A 23786-nucleotide genomic window follows, 5' to 3' on the forward strand; every position below is an offset into this window, starting at 1 on the left:
TCACATTACACCATTTGCTTGAGCTGCTCGAGCGTGAGCCATTCCGTGTTGGTGTCGCTGGCGTAGCGAAAACCGTTCGGCACGTTGGCTTGAGGCCTGGGCTTATCTGACCAGGACACCGTTTCCGGGAAGATCACATAGGAGTCCTTACGCTCCACGGCATGCCGCCCCTCGTCCTCGGAGAGGAGCACCTCGTGCAGCTTTTCGCCGGGGCGGATGCCCACCACCTTTCGCTTGCACTCGGGCGCAATGGCCTGGGCGAGATCGGTGAGCTTCATACTCGGGATCTTGGGGACGAACACTTCCCCTCCCTCCATTTCATCGATGCAGTTGATGACGAAGCGCACCGCATGGTCCAGCGTGATCCAGAAGCGCGTCATGCGTTCGTCCGTGAGGGTGATGGTGCCCGTCGCGCGCTGCTTAAGGAATAGGGGGATAACGCTTCCCCGGCTGCCCACTACGTTGCCGTAGCGCACGCATGAGAAGCGCGAAGACGCCCCGCCGCTGTAGGCATTTCCCTGTGTGAAGATCTTCTCCGCCACAAGCTTGGTGGCGCCGTAGAGGTTGACGGGGTTCACCGCCTTGTCGGTGCTGAGGGCAAGCACCTTCTTCACTCCGGCGTCCAGCGCTGCCTCGATGATGTTACCCGCTCCCCCAATATTTGTTTGCACAGCCTCCAGCGGGTTGTACTCGCATGCCGGGACGTGCTTGAGCGCTGCGGCATGCACCACGATGTCCACACCCTCCATGGCCCGGCGCAGGCGCCTGGTGTCACGCACATCTCCGATAAAGTAGCGCATGCAGGACGCGTCAAAGCCGTCCGTGCGCATGTCGTGCTGCTTCAGCTCATCACGGCTGAAGACGATCAATCGCTTGGGAGCGTACTCGCGGAGGAGGACCTCGCAGAATTTCCTCCCGAACGAACCCGTCCCGCCGGTGACGAGGATGGAGTGATTTTCCAAGGACTTCATACGAGCCTACCATAGCTCTTACGCACCTCCTTGTGAAGGTTCATCAAGGGATTTGTAGACCGCTTCCACCTCTCGCACCTGTGTATCCAGGTTGTGCTCCTGCGCCCACGCGACGCAATGGGAGGGGTCGATCGCACCTTCGTCGAGGATCTGATGTATGCGTTGCGCGATTTTCTGGGGATTTGTGGGATCCACGCGGAAGCCGCTCACCCCTTCGTCGATCGCTTCCGCCGCGCCGCTCTCTCGCGGGCCGATGCAGGGAACGCCGCGCGAGTTTGCTTCCAGGAACACGATACCGAAGCCCTCGAACGTCGTGGGCGTCGTCTTCGCGGGCATGAGGAATAGGTCCGCTTCGCTGTAGAGCCGCTCCAGTTCCTCGTGGGAAACGGGACCGGTGAGAGTGACGTGCTCTTGCAAGCCCTCTTCCGCCATGCACGTCCGCACCTCCCGTACGTAGTTTTCATCGCCCAGCTTTCCCACGGCGAGGAAACGGAAGGACGTGCCGTACGTTCGTTTGTAAGCGGAGCACGCCTTCACCGCTTCCAGAATTCCCTTGCGCGGTTTGATGCCGCCTACGCAGAGGATGATTTTCATCTCCTTTGGAGCTTTCGGCGGGAGCGGAGCGGGCAGTGGTACGGCATTGTGGATCACGGTCGTCCTGCCCGCGAACGTCTCTCCGTCGGTGTCCCGTCCTCTTCTCCTCAATTCCGCGGTGACGATCTCCTTCGTGTACCGGCTCACCGTGATGAATCGGTGAATGGCGCGATAGGAACGGAGGGCGAGGAAGCGGGTCCGCCGCTCCTGCAGCGGACGTATGCCGTAGCTTCCGTGGATCGTGAGGATCATCCTCTCCCGCAGATTCTGTGGCAGAAAGGATGACATGAGGGCGTACGGTTCCACGGTGACGTGAAGAACGTCCGGTTTCCATGTTCGACACAATGCCGCCACCGACCGCGCGAGGAACAGCGCCTTCCAAGGCCTCGAGAGCATCTGTAACGGGGGAGGCAGACGAAGATCTCCCGTTTGTGCTTGGGTGGTGCAAATCCTCACCTCATGACCACGCCGTCGCATACCATCCGCCAATTGCTTGGTGTAAGTCGCCCAACCATCCATGCCGTCCACGCTCTGACAGAAATACAGCACGCGCATGCCTTCAGCATACTGCTTATGGCAGCACTTCACTATTGCGCACCGGTGTCGCTCCCCCCGCGCCGATGTAGGAAAGGAACGCATCCAATTGCTCCCACATCCCGTAACGCTCAATCTCCCTGCTGTGGCCGTAGAGATGGAAAAAGGGACGGTCGTGTTCCCGTGCGGCCGTGAAGAGCGCGCGCGCAAGGGACTGCCATGATGTCATGGCGGAAAGCGGCACGCCGACGGTCCGCAGACGCGTGAACCGCGCCCGGAGCGGGCCCAGCGGATCCAGGATCTTCCATGCGGGGCGGAAACGGCGCCGCCAGGGGAAGGGCATCACTTGCAGCGTCACGGGCAGGGCGAAAGGATCATCGGCGGAAAAGCGGAGATCATCGGTGGCCCTCGCGCCGGCGAAGCCCGCTTCCCGCACGAGAGTCTGGACATCCTCATTCGCGTCTCCGTAGGGATAACAGAACATGGTGCAGGGCTTGCCCGAGACTCGCTCCACCCATTCTTTGCTGCCGGAGATTTCCCGCCGCGCCTCGTCGGATATGAGCTGCGTCAGCTTGGGATGCGTGAGCGTGTGCGCGCCCACTTCATGGCGCGCCGCCAGCGTCCGGATTTCCTCCTCCGTGAGCATCTGCTCCTTGTGCTGCGGCTGCGGGCTCACGTAGAACGTCCCCGTGCAGCCGTGGCGCTCGAGGAGTTCCGCGAGGCGCAGATCCAGCGCGTAGCCGTCGTCCCAGGAAGTGGTGAAGAGCATATGCCGATTACAGTGCGAGGAGCTTCTTCCCCGCCTTTTCGAATGTCTCCCTCGGGAAGACGGATTTGAGGTCGAAGAGCACGCCGCCGTCCACGAGCGCGTTCACGAAGGAGACGGGGGCGAGGTCGCGGTACTGCTTGTGCGTCACGAGCAGGAGGATGGCGTCGTAGCCTCCTTCCTCCAGCGTGCCGGGTTTGAAGCCGAGCGTCGCCACCGTCTCCGCGTTCAGGAAGGTGTCATGCACGCGTACGTCGGCTCCCATTTTCAACAGCACCCGCACCACGTCGTGCGCCTTGCTGTTGCGCGTATCGGGGATGTCCTCCTTGAAGGTGAGGCCGAGGACGAGCGCCTTCTTTCCCTTCGGGTCCCCCAAAGCTTCCGCCACGCGCTCCGCCACGTAGGTGCTCATGTTGTCGTTGATGGAGCGTCCCGCCGCGATCACGTGCGTGCGCATGCCCAGCTGCTTCGCCTTCTCCACCAGGTAGTACGGGTCCACGCCGATGCAGTGGCCACCCACGAGACCCGGCGCGAACTTGAGGAAGTTCCACTTCGTCCCCGCCGCTTCCAGTACGTCCTTCGTGGGGATGCCGATCTTGTTACAGAGCATGGCGATCTCGTTCACGAAGGCGATGTTGATGTCCCGCTGCGCGTTCTCGATCGCCTTGGCCATCTCCGCCACTTTAATGGAGGGCGCGCGATGGATGCCCGCTACGATCACGTCTTCGTAGAGTCCCGCGAGAGTCTCCAGCGTCTTCGCATCCTGCCCCGCCACGATCTTCTTGATCTTGGTCACCGTGTGCTCCTTGTCTCCCGGATTGATCCGCTCAGGCGAGTAGCCCAGCGTGAAGTCCTTCCCGCATTCCATCCCGGAGTGCTTCGCCAGCACGGCGCCGCACAATTCCTCCGTCACGCCGGGGTAGACCGTGGATTCATACACGACGATCGCCCCCTTCTTCAGGTTCTTCCCCACCGTCTCCGATGCCTGCAGCAGGATGGTCATGTCCGGGTTGTTGGCGTCGTCGATCGGCGTGGGGAGCGCCATCACCACCACGTCCGCGTTCTTGATCACCGCGGGGTCGGTGCTGTAGGCGATGTCCACCTCCTTCAGCTGTTGCGGCGAGAGTTCCAGCGTGGAGTCCGTTCCGGATGTCAGCTCATCCACCCGGCGCCTGGAGATGTCGTATCCGTACACGGGGTATCCTTTCTTGGCGAACGCGTGGGCGAGAGGAAGGCCGACGTAGCCGAGCCCCACTACACAAATCGTGAGCTGTTGCATGAGAGGATTGTAGCAGACCGGAGGATGCCGAGGAGTCCGACGATGCCGACGATTCCGATGAATCTGAAACAGAGCGCTCCGGGCATCAATGATGGCTTATCCTCGGAATCTTCGGCATCCTTAGCATCGTTGGAATCTTTGCCAGTACTTCCAATAACAGGCACACTGTCCGTGTGGAAAAAAGCCCCGTCCAATTAGGCGTCGGTACCTTTGCGGCCAGTGCGCATGCGGAGAGATATGTGCTGGAAGCGCTCCGGAGCGGCCGCCTCTCCTACGGCCCCTTCAGCCGCAAGTTCGAGCGGGCATTCGCCGCCCTCCACGATTCCTCCTACGCCGTCTTCGTGAACAGCGGCACATCGGCACTCTCCATTGCCGTGGCATGCCTCAAGGAGACGGAAGGGTGGAAGGAGGGGGATGAAGTGATCATTCCGGCGCTCACGTTCGTCGCCACCGCGAATGTGGTGCTGGAGCACGGGCTCAAGCCCGTATTCGTGGATTGCGATCCGCGCACGTACAACATCGATCCCGCTTTGATCGAAGAGAAAATCACGCCGAGGACGCGGGCCATCATCCCCGTACACCTCTTCGGGCTGGTCGCGGATATGGATCCCGTCCTGGAAATTGCGCGCAAGCATCAACTCAAGGTCATCGAGGACAGCTGTGAAACGCTGGGGGTGACGTACAAGGGAAGGAAGACGGGGTCCTTGGGTGACATCAGTTGCTTCTCCACCTATGTGGCGCATCTGATCGTTACGGGAGTGGGAGGCCTTGCCGTCACCAAGGATGCGCGGTACGCAGAGATCCTGCGGAGCTTGGCCAACCACGGCCGCGACAGCATCTACATGAATATCGATGATGACCGTGACATCGACGGATCACATTTTCGGGAAGTCATCCGGCGCCGGTTCAGCTTCATTCGCCGCGGGTACAGCTTCCGCGCCACGGAACTGGAAGCAGCTTTGGGCGTGGCACAACTGGAGGACTTGCCGCAGACGCTTCAAGCGCGCCGGCAGAATGCGGCCTTCCTCATCGGTGGGTTGAAGAAGTACGAGGAGTGGCTGCAGCTCCCTTTATTCGATCCTGCGACGCACGAGCATGCCTTCATGATGTTCCCCCTGGTGATCCGCAAGGACGCGCCGTTCACCAAGGAGGATTTGGTCTTCCACCTGGAGCAGTGGAACGTGGAGACCCGCGACATGCTTCCGCTCATCAACCAGCCCGTCTACAAGTCGTTCGGCATCCGGCCCCGGGACTATCCCGTCGCCAACTGGGTCAACACCCATGGCTTCTACATCGGTTGCCATCAAGGGTTGGGGGAGAAGGAACTGAAGTACGTACTAGAAGTGTTTGGCTGTTTCTTCGCAGCGTCGGACAGCGCTGCATCCGCAAAGACGAGGACAGTACGGCCCCAATAGGCGATCGTAGGACTTGCGACTTTTTCTGTCCCATCGCCGCCAATCAGACTATGATATTCACGATGAAACGCGCCCTTGTAACGGGTATTACCGGCCAGGACGGGTCGTACCTCGCCGAGCTCCTGCTGGAGAAAGGGTATGAGGTGCACGGCCTGGTGCGGCGCGCCTCCACATTCAACCGCGGGCGCATCGAACACCTCTTCATGGATCCGCATGAGGGGAAAGTCCCCCTCACGCTCCACTATGGTGACTTGGGCGATTCCAGTTCACTGTTGCGCATCCTCCTGGAAACCCGTCCGGACGAGATCTACAACCTGGCTGCACAGAGCCACGTGGGCGTGAGCTTCGAGATGCCGGAGTACACGGGCGACGTGACGGCCATGGGGGCAGCCCGTCTCCTGGAAGCGCTGCGCATCAGCAAGATGCCCGCACGGTTCTACCAGGCGAGCAGCAGCGAGCTCTTCGGCATGGTGAAGGAGTCGCCGCAGAACGAGGAGACGCCGTTCCATCCCCGCAGCCCGTACGGGTGCGCCAAGGCGTTCGCGTTCCACATGACGCGCAATTACCGCGAGGCGTATGGCATGTACGCCGTCAACGGCATCCTCTTCAACCACGAATCACCGCGCCGCGGCGAGAACTTCGTCACGCGCAAGATCACCATGACGCTGGCGCGCATTCTGGCGGGGCAGCAGGATTGCCTGTATCTGGGGAACCTGGACGCCAAGCGCGACTGGGGATACGCCCCCGAGTACGTGGAGGGGATGTGGCGCATGCTGCAGCAGGAGACGCCGGACGATTACGTGCTGGCCACGGGCACCACCGCCTCCGTGCGGGAGTTCCTAGAGTTGTGTTTGCAGCACCTCGATGTCCCGTTTGTGCGGGAGGGCGAGGGGGAGAAGGAACTCTACCGCGACGCGCGCTCGAAGAAGGCCATCGTCGCCGTGGACCCGCGCTACCGCCGGCCTGCGGAAGTGGATCTCCTTATCGGAGACGCCTCCAAGGCGAAGCGGATCCTGGGATGGGAGGCCAAGACCACGCTCTCGGAACTCGCAGCCGTCATGCTGGAGGCGGATTGCGCACGTCTCGGCGTGCCATTCCCCGCGGCGGTCTCCGCTTCCGTCCGCGTGCAGAGGGAATCTCCCCGCCATTCTTCCGCTTTCTGAACCATGTTCAGCGGTGCCCACATTGTCATCACGGGCGGTTCCGGGTTCATAGGGAGTTTTCTCGCGGAGGAGCTGCTCCGCCGCGGCGCAACCGTGCGCGTTCCCCTGCACGGGGGGGACAAAGGCTTCCTCAAGGAGACCGGCGGCATCGAATGGATGGAGGGGGACCTGCGTGATGATGCGTTCTGCATCAGTCTTCTCGAGGGCGCACACCGCTTGTTCCACTTCGCCTCGCGCCGGAAGAACGTGGCCGTGCACCGGCAGCGTGCCGGAGAGATCGCCGCAGACAACATCCGCATGTCCCTCGCCCTCGCGAAGGCGGTCTCCACACATCCGGTTCCCGTCACCTTCATGAGCAGCGCGACGGTTCCCGAGCCATTGTCGCTCCTTTCGGTTTCCGCAGCGTCCGAGACGGACGGCTATGCTTTGGGGAAGGCGGCGAGCGAGATGGTATGGATCGCCGCGTCGCGGCAATACGGGTTCCTGCTGGCCATCCCCCGTCCTGTCGGCATTTACGGTCCCCGCGATACGTTCTCGCAGGAGGGGAATATCATCCCCTCCCTCATGGTCAAGGCGGAGTCCGCAACGGACGCGTTGGACGTGTGGGGGAGCGGCGATGCCGTGCGGTCCTTCCTGTTCGTAGAGGACGTCATTCGCGCCCTGTTCATCCTGGCGGAAGCGGATGTAACGGGAATCCAGTTCATCGTCCCTCCGGAGACAGTGACGGTCCGCGCGCTCGCCGAACGGATCCGGGACTTGGTGCGGCCGGGTCTCCCCCTCCGTTTCGACAGCGCGAAACCCGAAGGGGCGCTATCCCCCGTCTTCCCTCCTCCCCACCCCCTCCTGCAAGGGTTCGCATGGACACCTCTCGCGGCGGGTTTGCAGCGAACGCTCGACTGGTGGAAAGGCGCCCGCTAGCATTCTCCCGATGGACATACCCCGCACCCTCGTCATTATCCCCAGCTTCAACGAGCGCGAAAACATCGGTGCGCTCGTCGAAGAGGTGCTGGCCGTTGCGCCGGGCATTGAAGTGCTGGTGGTGGATGATTCCTCCCCGGACGGGACGGCGGAGACGGTGAGACAGGCGCAAGGCAGGCATCCGGACCGCCTCCATTTGATCGTACGTCAGGGCAAAGGCGGCAGAGGATCGGCGGTACTGGAAGGGTTCGCGTTCGCCCTGAAAGGTCCGTATCTGAGAATCTTGGAGATGGATGCGGACTTCTCCCACCGCCCCTCGGAAATCCCGACGCTCATAGAGGCTGCCGAACACGCAGACTGCGTGGTGGGCTCACGCTATCTTCCGGGAAGCGAAATCCATCACTGGGGATGGAAGCGCACGTTCTTCAGCGCGTTCGCCAACCGCTACGCACGCGTCGTGCTGGGCATTCCCCTCTCGGATTACACGAACGGGTTCCGCTGCTACCGCCGGGAGGCCGTGGAAGGGTTGGAGCCGGAGCGCATCGATGCCAAGGGATACGTGGTGCTCTCGGAAGTGGCGTACCAGCTCCATAGAAAGGGATTCCGTTTCGCCCAGGTTCCCACCGTGTTCGTGAACCGCCGCCGCGGCATTTCCAATCTTTCTTTCCGGGAAATTCGCGAAGCGTTCCTCTCCGTCCTGCGCATCCGGTTCAGGGGCGCGCAGCATTGACCTTTCCGTTCCGTATGCGACGTCTCGTCCTCCTCTTCCGTTCTCCCGCGTTCCATCTCCTCCTCCTCACGGCGGCGGTGGGGATCGTCCTGCTGCGCACCCACATCCATCCGCAAGACGACCATTTCCATTACCAACGTTTCATAGAGACCCTGGCGCAAGGGCGCTTGGATCTTTCCATCCCCGGCTTCCAGGGCGCCTCATTCCTTGCCCTGCCCTTGTACCTCGCCACCCGCTCCCCCCTGGCGAACATCCACTTCCAGATGCTGTGCGCCCTCCTCCTTCCCGCGGCGGGGTATGCGGCGGCGCTCTCGTTGCTTCGTGATCGCTTCCAGGCCGTGCTCTTTGCGTATGCCATCGTCCTCTCGCCCTTCCTCTTCTTCATTGCCTTCCGGGGTTTCACCTTTCCTTCCTTCACGTTCCTTGTCCTCCTCACGTTATGGCTGCGCGGCCGGGGATCCCGCTTCGCCTTTCTTCCCTGGAGCTTCTCGCTTATCACCAAACCGTTTTCGGTGGCGCTGTTCCCGCTCTTCCTCCTCTGGAAACCCGGCGGGGAACAATCCCTGTGGCGGCGGGGGTGGGTGCAGCTGCTCCTGGCCCTTCCTCTGCCCGTCCTGTATGTGGCGATCCAGTACTTCCAGGTAGGCCATATCATCGTGGGTTCCCACTCCAATATTGACCAGACGAATGTGTTCCTGTGGTGGCGCGTGCCGCTTAATGCTGCGCATGGTCTCCAGATGCTCTTCTCGGTACATAACTACTACTTTCCCGATCCCGCCCATACCGGCCACGGGAACCTGATGCATTCCTCGCCGCTCCTCATGGTGTTCGGCGTCCTTTCCTTCATCATCCCTGGCGGCACATGGAAGGACGTGCGGCTCGCACGGGTGCTGGCACTCTGTTTTGTACTTGCCTTCGGATTGGCCGCGTCGCTGGATCACATGGATCATTTTTATATGGAAACGTCCGTGCTGCTCCTTGCCCTCGCGTCGATCCCGTTCCTGGCACGCCGCCTCCTTCTCCTCCCCGTCGTGCTCGCCCTATTCCACTTTCCCTTCTTCTATCTCTACTTGTGGGGGAAAGGATTTTATTTCACGGACTTCTCGCCCTTCCTCATCCCGATCACCGTCGATGTGCTGGCACTCCTTTCCTGGGCGGTTCTCGTCATGCCCCGGTCCCGGCGCGCTTGGGGAACCGCGCTGCGCGAGGTCTTGTGGGTACCCCGGGACGCCGCGTGAGCGCCGCGCACTCTCCAGGTATACTTCCCGCCATGCCCCTCCCCTCCCTCCGGGAGCGCCTCCTTCCCTGGCTGCTCCCCGTTACTCTCACCGTAGCCGTCTTCTTCTCCTTCCTCTTCACCGTGCCGCGTCCGCACCAGGAGTTCTACTCCATGCAGGCGTTCATCGAATCGCTTGCGCGCGGCAGGCTGGACTTCAGCATCCTGGGTTTCCACGGCGCCGATTTCCTCGCCGTTCCCTGGTACCTGCTCACCCGCTCGCCTTTTACGGCCATCGAAGTGCAGATCTTCACAGCGCTCTTCCTGCCCCTCGCGGCGTTCGCCGCAGGCCGCGCGATCTACAAGCAGACCTGGCACGGTCTCATGCTCGCCGCGATCATCTCCCTCATGCCGTTCGTCACCTACGCGGGGCTGCGGGGCTGGACGGAACCGACCCACATGTTGCTCCTTCTCCTCACCATCACCTTCGCCGCGCGCGGCAAGCTGACCGCAGCCGGGCTCATGTGGGGCTTGGCGCTCCTCACCAAGCCGTTCGCTCTGGGGCTCGTCCCGCTCCTCTTCCACTACCGTTCCAAGGAGGGCGGTTTCCTGGTGCGTAACCGCGCGTTCCTCGTCGCAGGGGAAATGGTGGTGATGTACCTTCTCCTCCAGTTCCTGCAGGCGCGGTATCTTCTCATGGGGATGGCGCCCGGGACAATCTCCACCGTGCTCACCGAAGGGCTGATGCGCATGCCCGCCAATGGGATGCACGCCCTGCAGATCCTCTTCTCCGTCCACAACTACTACTTCCCCGACCCCGCCCTCACGGGCGCCGGGAACCTGATGCACACAACGCCCCTCCTCGTTTTTCTGGGCCTCTTCGGCCTCCTGGCGCAGCGCCAGTATTACGCCACCCCCGCGCTCGGCCATGCCCTCCTGTGGGGCATCCTCATCGCCATCGGGCTCAACGTGCCCCTGGACCACATGGACCACATCTACATGGAGGCGGGCATCCTCCTCTTCGTCATTGCCGCCCTGCCCGTTCTGCGGAGCTTCCCACTGTGGATCCCCCTCGTCCTCGCCACGCTGCACTTCCAATGGTTCTACTTTTACCTGCAGTACCGCACCGTTTACGCTCTGCAGCCGGGCTTCTTCCTGGTTCCCGCCCTCGTGGACGGCATCGCCATCGGCTGGGGAGTGTGGGCTTTCTGGCGTTCCTTCAAGCATCGCCCCGCCGCCCTGCCCGCCTCCACTCCCGCGCCTTCCCCGTTGGCAGCCGTCTGAACAATCCCTAGAGTGTGCGGGATGCCACGTGTCGCCGTCATCGCCGGCGCAGGTCCCGCGGGATTGACCGCGGCCTACGAGCTCCTCGCGCGCACGGACATCGTGCCCGTCGTGTGCGAGCAGACCGGACAAATCGGGGGCATTGCGCAGACCTTCAACTACAAGGGCAACCGCATCGACATCGGGGGGCACCGCTTCTTCAGCAAGAACGACCGGGTGATGCGGTGGTGGTTCACGATCCTGCCTTTGCAGGGAAAGCCCGCGGCGGACACGGCGGAGAAAGGCCATCAGATCGATTACGCCCCGGGGGGGCCCGACCCCGAAACCGAGGACAAGGTCATGCTCCAGCGTCCGCGCCTCTCCCGCATTTTCTTCCGGCGGAACTTCTTCCCCTATCCCATCTCCATCACGCTCTCGGTGGCATGGAGGCTCGGTCTCCTCAATACCGTCCTCATCACGCTCAGTTACCTATGGGTGCAGCTCTTCCCCCGCAAGGATGAGCGCTTCCTCGACGCCTTCTACACCAACCGCTTCGGCAAACGTCTCTACGAAACGTTCTTCGAGGCGTACACGGAGAAGGTGTGGGGTGTTCCGTGCAGCCAGATACGGTCGGACTGGGGGGCGCAGCGCGTCAAAGGCCTCTCCCTGCGGCGCGCCGTGTTCCATGCCATCAAGGACCTCTTCTCCAGTGACTTCGCCAAGGCGCAGAAGGAGCGCGAGACCAGCCTCATCACGCGCTTCTACTACCCCAAGTTCGGCCCCGGCCAAATGTGGGAGACGGTGGCGGATTCGGTGAAGGAACGGGGGGGCGAGGTCCGCATGAAGACGCGGGTGACGGGTGTGCGGCTGGAGGGCGGCAGGGTGGCGGGCGTTACGCTCGAGCACGTGGAAACGGGCGCGACGGAGGATGTAGCCTGCGACTTCCTCTTCTCCACCATGCCCATCAAGCAACTCATCGGCATGATCCATCCCCAGGCGCCGGCTACCGTCACGGAGGTGGCGGAAGGGCTGCAGTACCGCGACTTCCTCACGGTCGGCCTCCTCCTCAACAAGCTCGCCGTGCGCGAGGGGAGGAAGACGGTGCGGGAGAGGGTCCCCGACAACTGGATCTACATCCAGGAGGGCGATGTGCGCGTTGGACGCGTGCAGGTGTTCAACAACTGGAGCCCGTACTTGGTCGCGGACCGCAAGAACCACGTGTGGATCGGGCTGGAGTACTTCGTCAACGAGGGGGGCGACCTGTGGGTGAAGCCGGACCGGGACATGATCGATTTGGGGATCGCGGAACTGGAGAAGATCGGTTTCGTGAAGAAGGAAGACGTTGTGGATGCGTGCGTGCTGCGCGTCCCCAAGGCGTACCCGGCGTACTTCGGCAGCTATGACCAGCTCGGCACCGTGCGCGCGTTCACGGACGCCATCCCCAACCTGTTCCTTGTCGGCCGCAACGGCATGCACCGCTACAACAATCAGGACCATTCCATGCTCACGGCGATGATCGCCGTGGACAACATCGTCGCCGGCCGGTCAGACAAGGCGAACGTGTGGGATGTGAATGCGGAGGAGGAGTACCACGAAGAGAAGAAGTGATTTCGAAGTGGTTCGTATACCGTAGTACGTATTTCGTATTACGTATACCAAAGAATAGACTCAGTCATACGTCATACGTGATACGAAATACTTTGTATAGACAATGTCTATACACCGTCTATACACCGTGCTCCTCGTACCACCGCACCGTCTTCACGATTCCTTCCTCGAACGGCACTTTGGGGTCGTATCCCAAGGCGGCCTTCGCGCGGGAGACATCCGCCACGTAGCGGACCACTTCCCCGGTGCGGGACGCCCCCACTTCCAACGCCGATGAGCTCCCGAGGAGCTCCTTGATCCGTTCCGCGAGATGCACGAGCGTGGTCCCTTCGCCGTGGGCGATGTTGTAGGTGCCGTTCTTCGCCGTGTCGAAGCGGTCGAGGGCCCGCACGATGCCGTCGATGGTGTCGTCGATGTACGTGAAGTCCAGGCACTTGTCCTTCCCGAACACCGTGAGGGGCTCGTTGGCGCGGGCACGACGGATGAAGAGGGGGACGACGCGCACGGAATCGTCGTACATGCCGTAGACGTTGGAGAAGCGGAAGATCACATGGTCGATCCCATAGCAGCGCGTGTATGCCTGGACGAGCGCCTCCCCTCCCACCTTGCTCGCGGTGTAGGGGCTCTCGCAGTGCTCCACGCGCACCAGGTCCTCCGTGTAGCGTTCCGCGCGGATGTTCCCGTACCCCTCGCGGGAGGAAGCGAAGAGGAACCTCTTGATGCCCCTTTTGCGGGCGAGCTCCAGCGCGTTGAAGAGCGTCACGAAATTATCCCGCGCGCGGTCCGGGTGCTCCACCAGCTCGTATACGCGGGCGTTGGCGGCCAGGTGGACCACGGCGTCAATATCCTCCGGCAAACGGATCTCTTCCACGGCGGCCTCATCCCTCAAATCCACGTGCTGGGTCACGGCCTCCACGTCCTCCTGCCACTTGTTCGCCACCCAGTCCACGCCGATCACGTTGTCCCCCCGCTTGAGCAGTACTTCGCACAACCGCGTGCCGATGGTGCCGGATGAGCCTGTTACGAGTATGTTCATGTAGGGAGATTGTGCCCGCAATCGTAGACCGGAGTAAATGGAAAATGGGAAATGCAAAATGCAAAATGTGCGGCATATTACCGTGCATTGTGCATTTTCAATTTTGCATTTCCTACCCTCACTAACAATTACCTCCATTTCCCGTTACACTATCACCTCGATGCTCTCCCTCATTCTTCCCACCTACAACGAGGCGGAGAATATTCCGCGCGTCGTGCCGGAATTGCAGGGGATCCTGAAAGATATCCCGCATGAGATCATCATCGTGGATGACGATTCGCCGGACGGCACCTGGCGGGTGGCGGAGGAATTGGCCGCGGGGAACGACCGCGTGCGCGTGATCCGCCGCGTGGGGAGGCGGGGGCTTTCCTCGGCCGTCATCGAGGGTTTTTTGGCGGCGAAGGGAGAGGTGTTGGGAGTGACCGATGCGGATGGTCAGCACGATTACACGCTGCTTCCCTCGCTCTGCCGGGCGGTGGAAGGGAAGGGAGGGCTGGCCATCGGCTCGCGGTACGTGGAGGGGGGGAGCGTGGGCAAGTGGGATGAGCGGCGGCAGTGGATGAGCAGGCTGGCGACGGACATGGCCAAGAGGCTCTGCCGCGTCCGCGTGACGGACCCCATGAGCGGCTTCTTCGCGGTGTCGCGGGAGATCGCGCTGCGCGTGGCGCCGCGGCTCCATCCGCACGGCTTCAAGATCCTCTTCGACATCCTCGTCCGCATTCCGCGCTCCACACCCGTCACGGAGCTGCCATACACGTTCCGCACGCGCACACACGGGGAGAGTAAGATGTCGTTGCGCGTGCAACTGCAGTTCCTCCTCACCGTCCTTGAGGCCGTCCCCGCGCGGCTCTTCCCATGAAACGCAGGAACCACCTTCTTCCGGCACTCCTCTTCCTCACCCTCCTCCTCGGCCTGGCCATGCCGTTTGCGCGGCGCGCATGGGCGATCGCGCCGCTCTACCTGGATGCCACGCTCCGCCACCGCACGGAGCTGGCGCTCACGCAGCTCACCTCGCGGCAGGGCTGGCTCCTCTCCGACTTGCAGATCAAAGAGGTGGCGCCTTCCCACGTGCGGCTCGTGTACCGCGAACACCGGCGCAATCCCCGGTCGTCCGCGTGCCTCATCCTCTCCCTCTCCACCTTCGAAACGCGGCCATGCGAAAAGTGATGTTCGCCATCGTGCTCCAGGGGTACGCCTTCCTCCTCGCGGGAATGCAGGCGCTGGGCGGCGTACGCACGGACGAGGCGAAGTACCTGCTCAACATCCCCTATCCCCATCCCCCGCTCGCCCGGTACCTCCTCTCCCTCACGTCCTCCTTCCCGTTCCAGGAGGCGCTGTGGCGCATCGTCTTCGCCACGCTTCTCGTGCAGGCGGCGTGGCTCGTGTTGCGCATGGCGCGCGGGATGTCCAACGAGCAGCGCGTGGCGGCGATGGGTGCGTGGCTCCTCTCCGCCGCCGTGCTCCTGCAGGCGGGCACCATCATGATGGCGCCGCTCACGGCGCTCCAGGGGTTCCTCCTCCTCGTCCTCCTCTCGGACGCGCGCCGCGCTCCCCAACGCTGGACCGCCTGGCACGCGTTCGGCGCGGCGCTCCTGTGGCTCGCTTCCCTCTTCACCTCGTACCTGGCGCTGCTCTACATTCCCATAGCAGCCCTCCTGTTCCGTATGGGGAAGCTGCCGCTCTGGGCGCGCGTTCTCTTCCTGCTTGGCCCCGTGGTCCTCGTGGTGCTCTACACCGCTTCCGACCCCCTCCTTGCGGCGAGTTGGCTGCGCGCGGGGAGCAAGAACGCCGGTCTCCCGTTGCTCACGTGGGCGACGAGCCTCTTCCAAACATGGAGCGTGGGGGGCAGCATCATCCTGGGGCTCACGGGCATGGGAGGCCTGCTCCTCAAGAAGGATTGGGGTGTGCTCCTGAGCATGGCGCTCGTGGCGGCCTTCATCTTCATCTCATTCCGCCTGTACTACGCCATCCTCTTCACCCCGCTCTTCCTCTACGGCACCCTCACCTTCTTCCGCAAGGCATGGAAGAGGCCGCTCGCCATCCTTGTCCCCGTCACGCTCATCACGCTCTTGTGCGCCTTGCTCTTCCCCCCGCAGCTCACCCCTTCTCCCGCCCGCTCCGTGCTCACGGCCATCGCCGCGCGCGGGAAAGACGGCATGGTCCTCGTTGCGGGGCCCTTTGGCCACGAGTGGCAGTACGAAGCCGCCTTCACGCTTCGCCGTTACCACCAGTCGCTCCTGGAAGGGGCGCAGGCGGCGGTGTGTCTGGAGGCGTGCGAGGATATCGAGCGGGTGCCCGGATGGTCCCGCGCGGCGGACGCTCCGGTGGAAGTGTGGCTGAAGGAGTAGGAGGCGGTGCCTCTCCCGCGGAGAGGACTTGCCGGAGCATGTCCATGGTCGTGGTGATGGTGGAAGGTGTGGAGGCGGGGAGTTTTCCGTTCACCGATTCCTGGCACGCCCTTACATTCCGGCGGAGCATCTTCGTGTGCCGGCTCTTGGGGAAGTAGTGGAAGACGGCATCGAGGGCGAACAGCACCTTGGCGACGAGCGCACGGTGTTGTTCCCGCAACATATCGTGGATTTTCCTCTCGCTCCTCTCTTCGTGGAGATCGGCGACGTGGGCCATGTTGTGCAACAGCGCCTTCTTCTGCGTATCGTCGAACAGCTCCGGAGCGATGGCGTGCCGCATGCATTTGCGGAGCAAGCGGCGGTACAGCGTCTGATCCCGATGGATGCCATCGAAAAGATCCGCGGCTTGCGATGCAAGTTCTTCCCTCTCCGCCGCCGCCAAAAGAGCCGCGCGCTTGTTCTGCACGCGGACTGTATAGCACGTCACGAACGTCCCGCGCGAATGTTTTATCCCTTCCTGGGGGCTTCTCGTGACACGGTTGATGCTACTTGACACAAATACTCAGTAATTGTACAGTCTATAAAGTGGTTCGTTGATCCTTCCATTACTGCGGAGAGAATGCCATGGCTACACTATTACACAGGCATTGGATTGTGCGGTCGTACAATGGAGAGGGCATGCAAGAGCAGAGCCTCTCAAACCCTGCTAGTGAACACCTCGCAATATCGGAAGGTGTCATAGCGGTAGAGATCTGGGAGCTTGTTTCCCTGCTGACCGGCACCAGCCAGTGTGCTGAGCCGGAAGCACGTCGGCTCCTCGTCCGGTATGTGTTTGGTGGGGAAGTGAAGTCTTACAGGGAACTGCATGCTCTGGGACTCAACGACTTTCCCTTCAATCGATTCATGTATTCTTCCGAGGAGCCTCATCTCGGAACGCCGAAGGGGTGGCTGCCCCTCTCTCCAGGGGACGTGGTGGTACCGTGCTATCAAGGAGATGTGCCACCAGTCAGACTGAAGGCATGCGGAAGCTTGTAGCGATACCACTTGGCGCGACATGGTGAAAACCGTGTCGCGCCGCCTTCGTATTATCGGCATGGGTGAACTTCCGATGAATGTGTGAGGATCAGATCTTGTTATATTCGCGGTACCAGCTCACGAACCGCGGCACGCCATCCTTGATCTGCGTCTTGGGGTCAAAGCCCAGCATCCTCTTCGCTTTCGCGATGTCCGCCTCCGTGCGTACCACGTCGCCCGGCTGCATGGGGAGGAATTCCTTCTTCCCTTCCTTGCCGCAGGCCTTCTCGATCGCGGCCACGTAGTCCATCAGCTCCTCCGTGCGGCCGCAACCCAGGTTGAACACCTCCTCCGGATAGTTCTTGTCTATGGAGGCCACGATCCCCGCCACGATGTCGTCCACGTAGGTGAAGTCGCGCTGCATCTTCCCCCGTCCGTAGATGGGGAGGGTGCGGTCGTGGAGGATGGCGTCCGTAAAGAGGAAGAGCGCCATGTCCGGCCTGCCCCACGGTCCGTAGACGGTGAAGAACCGCAGCCCCGTGACGGCGGTGCCGTAGAGGGAGTGGTAGACGTGCGCCATGAGCTCGTTGTCCTTCTTGTTCATCCCGTAGAGGGAGAGCTGATTGTCCGTACGATCCTCTTCCGCGAGCGGCATCTTGGTGTTGCCCCCGTACACGGAGCTGGAGGAGGCGTAGATGAGGCCGGGGATCTTCTGCAGCCGCACCTCCTCGATCACATTGAAGAAACCGCGGATGTTGGTGTCGACGTACTCATCCGGATGGTCGAAGGCGTAGCGTACGCCGGCGAGCGCGGCCAGATGGCACACGCGGTCGCATCCTTTCATTGCCTCTCTCAATTTCTCGCGTTCCAAAATGTCCGCTCGCACCATGGTGAATCCCTTCTTTCCCGCGAGTTGCGCGGCGCGCGCTTCCTTCAGCTTGGGGTCGTAGTAGGGATTGAAGTTGTCGTAGCCCACCACTTCGTCGCCGCGCGCGAGGAGCACTTGTGCGGCGTGGAAGCCGATGAAGCCGGCGGCTCCGGTGAGGAGAATCTTCATACAACAGAGATTGTGCCTGTGAGAGGAGTATTTTGGAATGCAAAATTGGAAATGTAAAATGCAAAATTCAAGGAGTACTGTCAGCCGCATGGCTCATTTTGCATTTCAAATTTTTCATTTCTCATTTCCAATCCCAATCCCCCAGTACTTCAACCCCGCCTCCGCCACTTCCTTCGGCTCGTACACGTTCCGTCCGTCGAAGACGTCCGCTCCCCGCATGGCTTTCTTCACCTCCTTCAGGTCCTGCCCGCGGAACAGGTCCCATTCGGTGAGAATGACCAGGGCGTCCGCGCCCGCCACGGCTTCCATGGGTGAAGAGGCGTAGCGGATCTCCGTGGGGAAGGACTTCTTGGTGTTTTCCGCGGCTGCCGGGTCGTACGCCGTGACGGTATGGCCGGCTTTGAGGAGGAGAGGGATGAAATCCAGGCTCGGCGCCTCCCGCATGTCGTCCGTCCGCGGTTTGAAACTCAATCCCCACAGCGCCACGGCTGCCTGCGGGGGAAGCGCCGCCAGCACCTTGTCGAAGAAGCGGAAGCGCTGGGCGGTGTTCACGCGGTCCGTCGCTTCCACGATGTCGAAGGAGACGCCGTATTCTTTGGCGGTCTGGAGCAGCGCCTTCACATCCTTGGGGAAGCAGCTCCCCCCGTAGCCGATGCCCGCGTGCAGGAACTTGGGGCCGATGCGGTTATCCAGCCCCATCCCCGCTGCGATGTCCCGGATGTTCGCGCCGGTCTTCTCCGTGAAGGCGGTGAGCATGTTGATGAAGCTGATCTTGGTGGCGAGGAAGGAATTGCTCGCGTACTTCACGATCTCCGCGCTCTCGCGGTTCATGAAGAGGAGAGGGCGCCCCACGCGCGTGAGCGGCCGGTAGAGCTCCTCCATCATTTCGCGCGCCCTCTGACAATCCACCTGCCCTGCCTGCCCTGAGCTTGTCGAATGGGAGCTTGTCGAAGGGTTGATCCCCACCACGATGCGGTCGGGCATGAGGGTGTCCGGTACGGCCAGCCCCTCGCGGAGGAATTCCGGATTGGAGACGACGGGGATGGAGAACGTCTTGCCGCGCTCCCGGAGGATGGCGGCGATCCTCTCCTCGCACTTCTCCCCCGTCCCCACGGGCACGGTGGACTTGTTCACGAAGATGAGGTCCTTCTCCGCGTTCCTCGCCACCGTTTCCGCCACCGTGAACACCGCGCGGAGGTCCGCCTTGTATCCTTCCCCCGGCGGCGTGGCCACGGCGGAGAAGACGATTTCCACCTGCGGGAGGACGCTCATGAGGTCCGTGGTAAAGCTCAAGAGGCCGCTTGCCAGCCCCCGCTGGATGAGCTCTTCCAACTCCGGTTCATAGATGGTGCTCTTGCCGCCTTGGAGGATGGCGATTTTCTTCTCATCGATGTCCACGCCCACCACGCTGTGCCCCAGCTCCGCGAAGCATGCGGCGGAGACGAGGCCCACGTAGCCGGTGCCAACTACAGCTATTTTCACGGGACGGAGTGTAGAGGTTATGCGGGAATCGGAGAAGAGGACTTAGGACTTAGGGATTAGGACTTAGGAATGGAATTCCCTTTCCATTTTCGTTTTTACTTCGTCTTCCTCTGTCCTAAGTCCTCTGTCCTAAGTCCTTTGCATGACGCTTCCTGAACAGGCACAATCCCCATTGCATGAAGATCCTCGTCTCCGGCTCCATCGCCTACGACCTTCTCCTCCAGTACGACGGGTCCTTCCCCGAGGCCATCGATCCCGCCCATCTGGACGAGCTCTCCATGGCGTTCGTCACCACGCGCTTCGCGCGCCACCACGGCGGCACGGGGGCGAACATCGCGTGGAACCTCAAGCTCATCAACCAGGAGCCCCTCCTCGTGGGGACGGTGGGGCATGACGCGGGCTCCTACACGGCGCTGCTCGAGGAGCGGGGCATCTCCACCAAGCGCGTGGAAGTGCAGCGCGGCTACGCCACGTCCACGGCCATCGTGGCCACGGATTCCCAGGAGCACCAGATCACGTTCTTCCATCCCGGCGCGGACGCCGCGGGCTCCTTTCCGGACCTCTCCGAGGAGCGCGACGACCTCCACTACGCCGTCATCAGCCCCCGCGATGCGCGAGTGATGATGCAGACCATGGCCTGGTGCCAGCAGTACGCCGTCCCCTACCTGTTCGACCCCGGCCAGCAGGTGCTGGCGTTCGCCGAGGAGGAACTGGTGCGCGCCATCGAAAAGTCCGCGGGTGTCATCGCCAACGCGTACGAGTGGAGCCTCATCAGCAAGAAGACCTCCTTCGCCATCGAGCAGCTCCTGGAGCACGCGCCGTTCCTGGTGATCACGCAGGCGGAGGAAGGCTGCACGGTGTACACGCCCAAGGGGGAGATCGTGCTGCCCGCCTGCAAGCCCGACAAGACCGTCAATCCCACCGGCGCAGGCGACGCCTTCCGCGCGGGCTTCCTCACCGGCCTCGCCGCCAAGTGGGGCCTCAAGCAGTGCGCCATGCTGGGCGGCTCCCTCGCCTCCTTCGTCGTGGAGCAGGAAGGGACGCTCATCGACGCCATAGACCTGAATGACGTGATGGGAAGGGCGGAGACGACGTATGGCGAATCGTTGCCCGCGTTGCCGTGATCACGTATATCGGTACACGGAGAAATTGAAAATGAAAAATGCAAAATGTTGGAAGTATTTCTCGTCAGAGAGCTGCTTCTTGCATTTTCAATTTCCAATTTTGCATTTTCAATTAGACTAACACTATGTCCTCCATCAAAGACCCCTCTCTCGCGGCACAAGGCCGCCTGAACCTGGAGATCGCCGAAAAACGTATGGGCGCCCTCCTCAAGCTGCGCGATCGCTTCGCCGGGGAGAAGCCTTTCCAGGGCCTCACCATCGGCATGGCGCTCCACGTGACCAAGGAGACCGGCATTCTGGTCCGTACGCTCGTGGCGGGCGGCGCCAAGGTGGCCATCACCGGGTGCAACCCCCTCAGTACGCAGGACGACGTAGCCGCCGCGCTTGCGGAGGAGAAGGACGTGTCGGTTTGGGCGTACAAGGGCGAGACGAAGGAGGATTACTACAAGTACTTGGAAGAGGTGCTGGCCACCAAGCCGCACATCACCATCGATGACGGCTGCGATTTGGTCACGCTGCTCCACACCAAGCATCCGGAACTCCTCCCCAACCTCATCGGCGGGTGCGAGGAAACCACCACGGGGATCATCCGGTTGCACGCCATGGAACGGGACGGTGCGCTCAAAGTCCCCATGATCGCGGTGAACGACAACAAGACCAAGCACCTCTACGACAACTACTACGGCACCGGCCAATCCACCTTCGACGGCATCCTCCGCTCCACCAACATCCTCGTGGCGGGCAGGACGGTGGTGGTCGCCGGGTACGGGAGTTGCGGCAAAGGCGTCGCGATGCGGGCGGAAGGGCTGGGCGCGCGTGTCATCGTCACGGAGGTGGATCCCTTCAAGGCGCTCCAGGCGGCCATGGACGGCCACACGGTGATGAAAATGGAGGATGCGGCTCGGCTCGGCGATCTCTTCATCACGGTGACGGGAGACATCCACGTCATCACCGTCGCCCATATGGAGAAGATGAAGGACGCCGCGGTGCTGGCCAACTCCGGCCACTTCGACTGCGAGATCGACTTGGCGGAGCTGGAGAAGAAAGCCAAGGGCAAGCGGCGCGTCCGCCACTACCTGGATGAGTACCTCATGCCGTCGGGGAAGGTCATCTATGTCGCGGGCGAGGGGCGGTTGGTCAATCTCGCTTCCGCGGAAGGCCACCCCAGCGAGGTCATGAGCCTTTCCTTCTGCGGCCAAGCCCTGGCGTGCGAGTACCTGGTGAAGAACAAGGGAAAGATGAAAGCCACGGTCATCACGCTCCCCCCGGACATCGACGATTTCATTTCCCGCACGCAGCTGGAGGTGATGGGAATCGCGATCGATGAACTGACGGAGGAACAGAAGAAGTACCTGGGCAGCTGGCAGGAGGGGACATAGGATTTTCCGCTGCCCGCAGTCACAAACGATGGGTGGTGCACCCCCTTCCTTGACAAGTTGACAAAAACTAACATAACATTGCGGTTAATCTATAACCGCACGAATGCGGGTATCTCTCAAGTTCCTTGGAATCACCGTTTTCTAGTGATGAGAAACCTGCTTCTCAGACAGATATGGACAAAAAGGAGCTACGAGGACGTGGCTCGCTGTATTGGGAAGAGGATCGGAGGTTACGTAATGATCATTTTGACCCAGCGTGGGCAAATTGCCCACAAGCAATGTGAAGATTGTCCGGATCGGCACCGGTGCGGCAATCTCGAGGGCTGTCCGCTTCTCGAGCGGGCACATCATCCCCGTCATTTTCGAAGCTTGGGTGAGGAGAGAGAGGCCTCCGACGATAACGAGTCTTGATGTTTCAAGACTCCCCCGCCCAGACGTTCGCCTCGTGCGAGCGCCTGGGCGGAATCTTTGGAACGAAAACAGAAGCAGGTTTCTCGTCATTGATCTTTCACATATTGTGGCAAGTGATCTGTCTCTCGGCTTCATTGTTTGAAGTCATAAATGGTTCGAGACAGATCTGTTGGCAGTTTCAATAAGGATGGTTCGATGAGTGTTGAAATGCTCAGTCGCGAGAGGAAGTTGTCCAGTCAGAAGATGTACGCCAACACCGAAGTTACCTGCCCGCGCTGTCAGAGGAAAATGAAAAGGAAGCGTGTGACGCAGCATTTCTGTGTGCAACAAGGACGGGTCATCTTTGACGGGAAAGACTTGCTCGACAAAGAGTGACACTCAATTCTGCCAATTGCCGGCCCTCGCTCCACTTGGAGTCTGAGGGCCGGCCTCTTCTATGGTGTAGGGGGATAGATCATTTGCCGCACGGATTATCAACACACTTCGCTCACCAAGCGTGGGCGGGTATGCTTGTGGTGTGCGGCAGAATAGGATCATTGCAGGCCTGCTGCGTCAGATCGGCATCCTCCTTCAGGAGCAGGGCGTGCAGTTCAAGCCGGCTGCGTACTTCAAGGCGGCGAAGGTCATTGAAGACCTTCCCCAGGACATCGGCACGGTGAAGAGCGAGAAGGAATTGATGGAACTGCCCGGCATCGGCGAGGCGATTGCGGGGAAGATTTTGGAGTACCGCGAGACGGGGAGGATCAAGGCGTTGGATGACCTCATCGCCCAACAGGGAGGGATTTCCCCCGCTCTCCTCATAGTGGAGGACCTTGGCCCCAAGCGAGCGCGCCTTCTCCAGAAGGAATTGGGCATCCGGACCGTCGCGGACCTCATCAAAGCGGCGGAGGCCGGGAAGATCCGCTCACTCCCCCGCTTTTCGGACGTGATGGAGAAGAAGATCCTGGAGAATGCGCGCAACGTGGAGGAGCGGTCGAAGAGGTTCCCGCGCGCGGACGTGGAGGATGATGTGGAGGAATTACTGAAGACACTCCGCGCCGTTCCGGGCGTGGACCGCGCGGAGGCGGCGGGGTCGTTTAGGCGACGCAAGGAAACCGTGGGCGACGTGGACATCGTGGCGGTGGGCAAAGACCCCGGGAAAGCCGCGGACGCCGTGGCGGCGCTGCCCATCGTCTCACACATCGTGGCGCACGGCGGCACCAAAGTGTCGTTCGACTTGAAATCCGGCTTGCGCGTGGACATCCGCTTCGTCCAACCGGACCAGTGGGGAGCGGCGCTCCTCTACTTTACGGGCGACAAGGAACACAACATCGCGCTCCGCAAGCGCGCCATCCAGCGCGGTTGGAAGCTCAACGAGTACGGGCTGTTCGAAGGCGAGAAGGTGGTGGCGAGCAAGGAAGAAGAGGATATTTACCGGGCGTTAGGCGTGCGGATGCCGGAGCCGGGGGAGAGGAGGGGAATGTAAATGAAAAATGAAG

At 61.6% G+C, this 23786-nt stretch carries 23 protein-coding genes; 16 read left to right on the top strand and 7 right to left on the bottom strand.

Annotated features, from left to right (window positions below):
* Window positions 1-5 precede the first annotated feature (5 nt).
* From pseB to WC698_06015, 4 genes are read right to left on the bottom strand one after another with little or no spacing between them, the layout of a single operon-like run.
* Window positions 6-971 carry a UDP-N-acetylglucosamine 4,6-dehydratase (inverting) gene (gene pseB / locus WC698_06000; protein ID MFA6039784.1) on the bottom strand — a complete coding sequence of 322 codons (966 nt, stop codon included), beginning with the start codon at window positions 969-971 and terminating at the stop codon, window positions 6-8.
* Window positions 972-989: 18 nt separating this feature from the next.
* A complete protein-coding gene (locus WC698_06005) occupies window positions 990-2120 on the bottom strand; it encodes a glycosyltransferase family 4 protein (protein MFA6039785.1) in 1131 nt (376 codons plus the stop codon).
* A 16-nt stretch (window positions 2121-2136) separates the two neighbouring features.
* On the bottom strand, window positions 2137-2868 hold the full coding sequence (locus tag WC698_06010) for a polysaccharide deacetylase family protein (GenBank protein MFA6039786.1): 732 nt from the start codon (window positions 2866-2868) through the stop codon (window positions 2137-2139).
* A 7-nt stretch (window positions 2869-2875) separates the two neighbouring features.
* Window positions 2876-4144 (bottom strand): nucleotide sugar dehydrogenase, encoded by a 1269-nt coding sequence (locus WC698_06015; GenBank protein ID MFA6039787.1) that lies wholly within the window; start codon window positions 4142-4144, stop codon window positions 2876-2878.
* 173 nt (window positions 4145-4317) lie between these two features.
* On the opposite strand from WC698_06015, the gene WC698_06020 reads away from it, so the two are divergent.
* The 7 genes from WC698_06020 (at window position 4318) to WC698_06050 (ending at window position 12457) form a co-directional block, all read left to right on the top strand.
* Window positions 4318-5559, top strand: a complete 1242-nt coding sequence (locus WC698_06020; GenBank protein ID MFA6039788.1) for a DegT/DnrJ/EryC1/StrS family aminotransferase — start codon at window positions 4318-4320, stop codon at window positions 5557-5559.
* 62 nt (window positions 5560-5621) lie between these two features.
* Window positions 5622-6722, top strand: a complete 1101-nt coding sequence (gene gmd, locus WC698_06025) for a GDP-mannose 4,6-dehydratase (GenBank protein ID MFA6039789.1) — start codon at window positions 5622-5624, stop codon at window positions 6720-6722.
* A gap of 3 nt (window positions 6723-6725) precedes the next feature.
* Window positions 6726-7640, top strand: coding sequence for an NAD(P)-dependent oxidoreductase (locus WC698_06030; protein ID MFA6039790.1), 915 nt, complete (start codon window positions 6726-6728; stop codon window positions 7638-7640).
* A 10-nt stretch (window positions 7641-7650) separates the two neighbouring features.
* Complete coding sequence (locus WC698_06035; protein MFA6039791.1) at window positions 7651-8370, top strand: polyprenol monophosphomannose synthase; 720 nt, start codon at window positions 7651-7653, stop codon at window positions 8368-8370.
* 14 nt (window positions 8371-8384) lie between these two features.
* Entirely contained in the window at window positions 8385-9608 is a 1224-nt protein-coding gene (locus WC698_06040; GenBank protein MFA6039792.1) for a hypothetical protein, read from the top strand.
* A 32-nt stretch (window positions 9609-9640) separates the two neighbouring features.
* Window positions 9641-10870: a hypothetical protein gene (locus tag WC698_06045; protein MFA6039793.1), complete on the top strand. Its 1230-nt coding sequence runs from the start codon at window positions 9641-9643 to the stop codon at window positions 10868-10870.
* Between the two features lie 21 nt (window positions 10871-10891).
* On the top strand, window positions 10892-12457 hold the full coding sequence (locus WC698_06050; GenBank protein MFA6039794.1) for an NAD(P)/FAD-dependent oxidoreductase: 1566 nt from the start codon (window positions 10892-10894) through the stop codon (window positions 12455-12457).
* Window positions 12458-12575: 118 nt separating this feature from the next.
* On the opposite strand, the gene WC698_06055 is transcribed toward WC698_06050, so the two are convergent.
* A complete protein-coding gene (locus tag WC698_06055) occupies window positions 12576-13493 on the bottom strand; it encodes an NAD-dependent epimerase/dehydratase family protein (protein MFA6039795.1) in 918 nt (305 codons plus the stop codon).
* Between the two features lie 160 nt (window positions 13494-13653).
* Here WC698_06055 and WC698_06060 point away from each other — a divergent pair, with 160 nt between their 5' ends.
* From WC698_06060 to WC698_06085, 6 genes are all read left to right on the top strand, one after another.
* Window positions 13654-14352, top strand: a complete 699-nt coding sequence (locus tag WC698_06060; GenBank protein ID MFA6039796.1) for a polyprenol monophosphomannose synthase — start codon at window positions 13654-13656, stop codon at window positions 14350-14352.
* Window positions 14349-14660, top strand: coding sequence for a hypothetical protein (locus WC698_06065; GenBank protein MFA6039797.1), 312 nt, complete (start codon window positions 14349-14351; stop codon window positions 14658-14660). The genes WC698_06060 and WC698_06065 overlap by 4 nt, the downstream gene beginning before the upstream one ends.
* On the top strand, window positions 14648-15841 hold the full coding sequence (locus WC698_06070) for a hypothetical protein (GenBank protein MFA6039798.1): 1194 nt from the start codon (window positions 14648-14650) through the stop codon (window positions 15839-15841). The genes WC698_06065 and WC698_06070 overlap by 13 nt, the downstream gene beginning before the upstream one ends.
* Window positions 15826-15999 carry a hypothetical protein gene (locus WC698_06075; GenBank protein MFA6039799.1) on the top strand — a complete coding sequence of 58 codons (174 nt, stop codon included), beginning with the start codon at window positions 15826-15828 and terminating at the stop codon, window positions 15997-15999. Before WC698_06070 ends, WC698_06075 begins: the two co-directional genes overlap by 16 nt.
* Window positions 15978-16394 (top strand): hypothetical protein, encoded by a 417-nt coding sequence (locus WC698_06080; protein ID MFA6039800.1) that lies wholly within the window; start codon window positions 15978-15980, stop codon window positions 16392-16394. Before WC698_06075 ends, WC698_06080 begins: the two co-directional genes overlap by 22 nt.
* A gap of 125 nt (window positions 16395-16519) precedes the next feature.
* Complete coding sequence (locus WC698_06085) at window positions 16520-16876, top strand: hypothetical protein (GenBank protein MFA6039801.1); 357 nt, start codon at window positions 16520-16522, stop codon at window positions 16874-16876.
* An 88-nt stretch (window positions 16877-16964) separates the two neighbouring features.
* On the opposite strand, the gene WC698_06090 is transcribed toward WC698_06085, so the two are convergent.
* Together WC698_06090 and WC698_06095 are read right to left on the bottom strand one after the other, a co-directional pair.
* Window positions 16965-17912 carry an NAD-dependent epimerase/dehydratase family protein gene (locus tag WC698_06090; GenBank protein MFA6039802.1) on the bottom strand — a complete coding sequence of 316 codons (948 nt, stop codon included), beginning with the start codon at window positions 17910-17912 and terminating at the stop codon, window positions 16965-16967.
* 114 nt (window positions 17913-18026) lie between these two features.
* Complete coding sequence (locus tag WC698_06095; GenBank protein ID MFA6039803.1) at window positions 18027-19394, bottom strand: UDP-glucose/GDP-mannose dehydrogenase family protein; 1368 nt, start codon at window positions 19392-19394, stop codon at window positions 18027-18029.
* Window positions 19395-19570: 176 nt separating this feature from the next.
* Between WC698_06095 and WC698_06100 the strand changes: the two genes are divergently transcribed.
* From WC698_06100 to WC698_06110, 3 genes are all read left to right on the top strand, one after another.
* Window positions 19571-20518, top strand: a complete 948-nt coding sequence (locus tag WC698_06100) for a PfkB family carbohydrate kinase (protein ID MFA6039804.1) — start codon at window positions 19571-19573, stop codon at window positions 20516-20518.
* A gap of 125 nt (window positions 20519-20643) precedes the next feature.
* A complete protein-coding gene (ahcY, locus tag WC698_06105; GenBank protein MFA6039805.1) occupies window positions 20644-21897 on the top strand; it encodes an adenosylhomocysteinase in 1254 nt (417 codons plus the stop codon).
* A gap of 928 nt (window positions 21898-22825) precedes the next feature.
* Window positions 22826-23773, top strand: coding sequence for a nucleotidyltransferase domain-containing protein (locus WC698_06110; GenBank protein MFA6039806.1), 948 nt, complete (start codon window positions 22826-22828; stop codon window positions 23771-23773).
* Window positions 23774-23786: the final 13 nt, after the last annotated feature.

It is taken from the genome of Candidatus Peribacteraceae bacterium (assembly GCA_041661065.1).
Lineage (GTDB): Bacteria > Patescibacteriota > Gracilibacteria > Peribacterales > Peribacteraceae > CAIKAD01.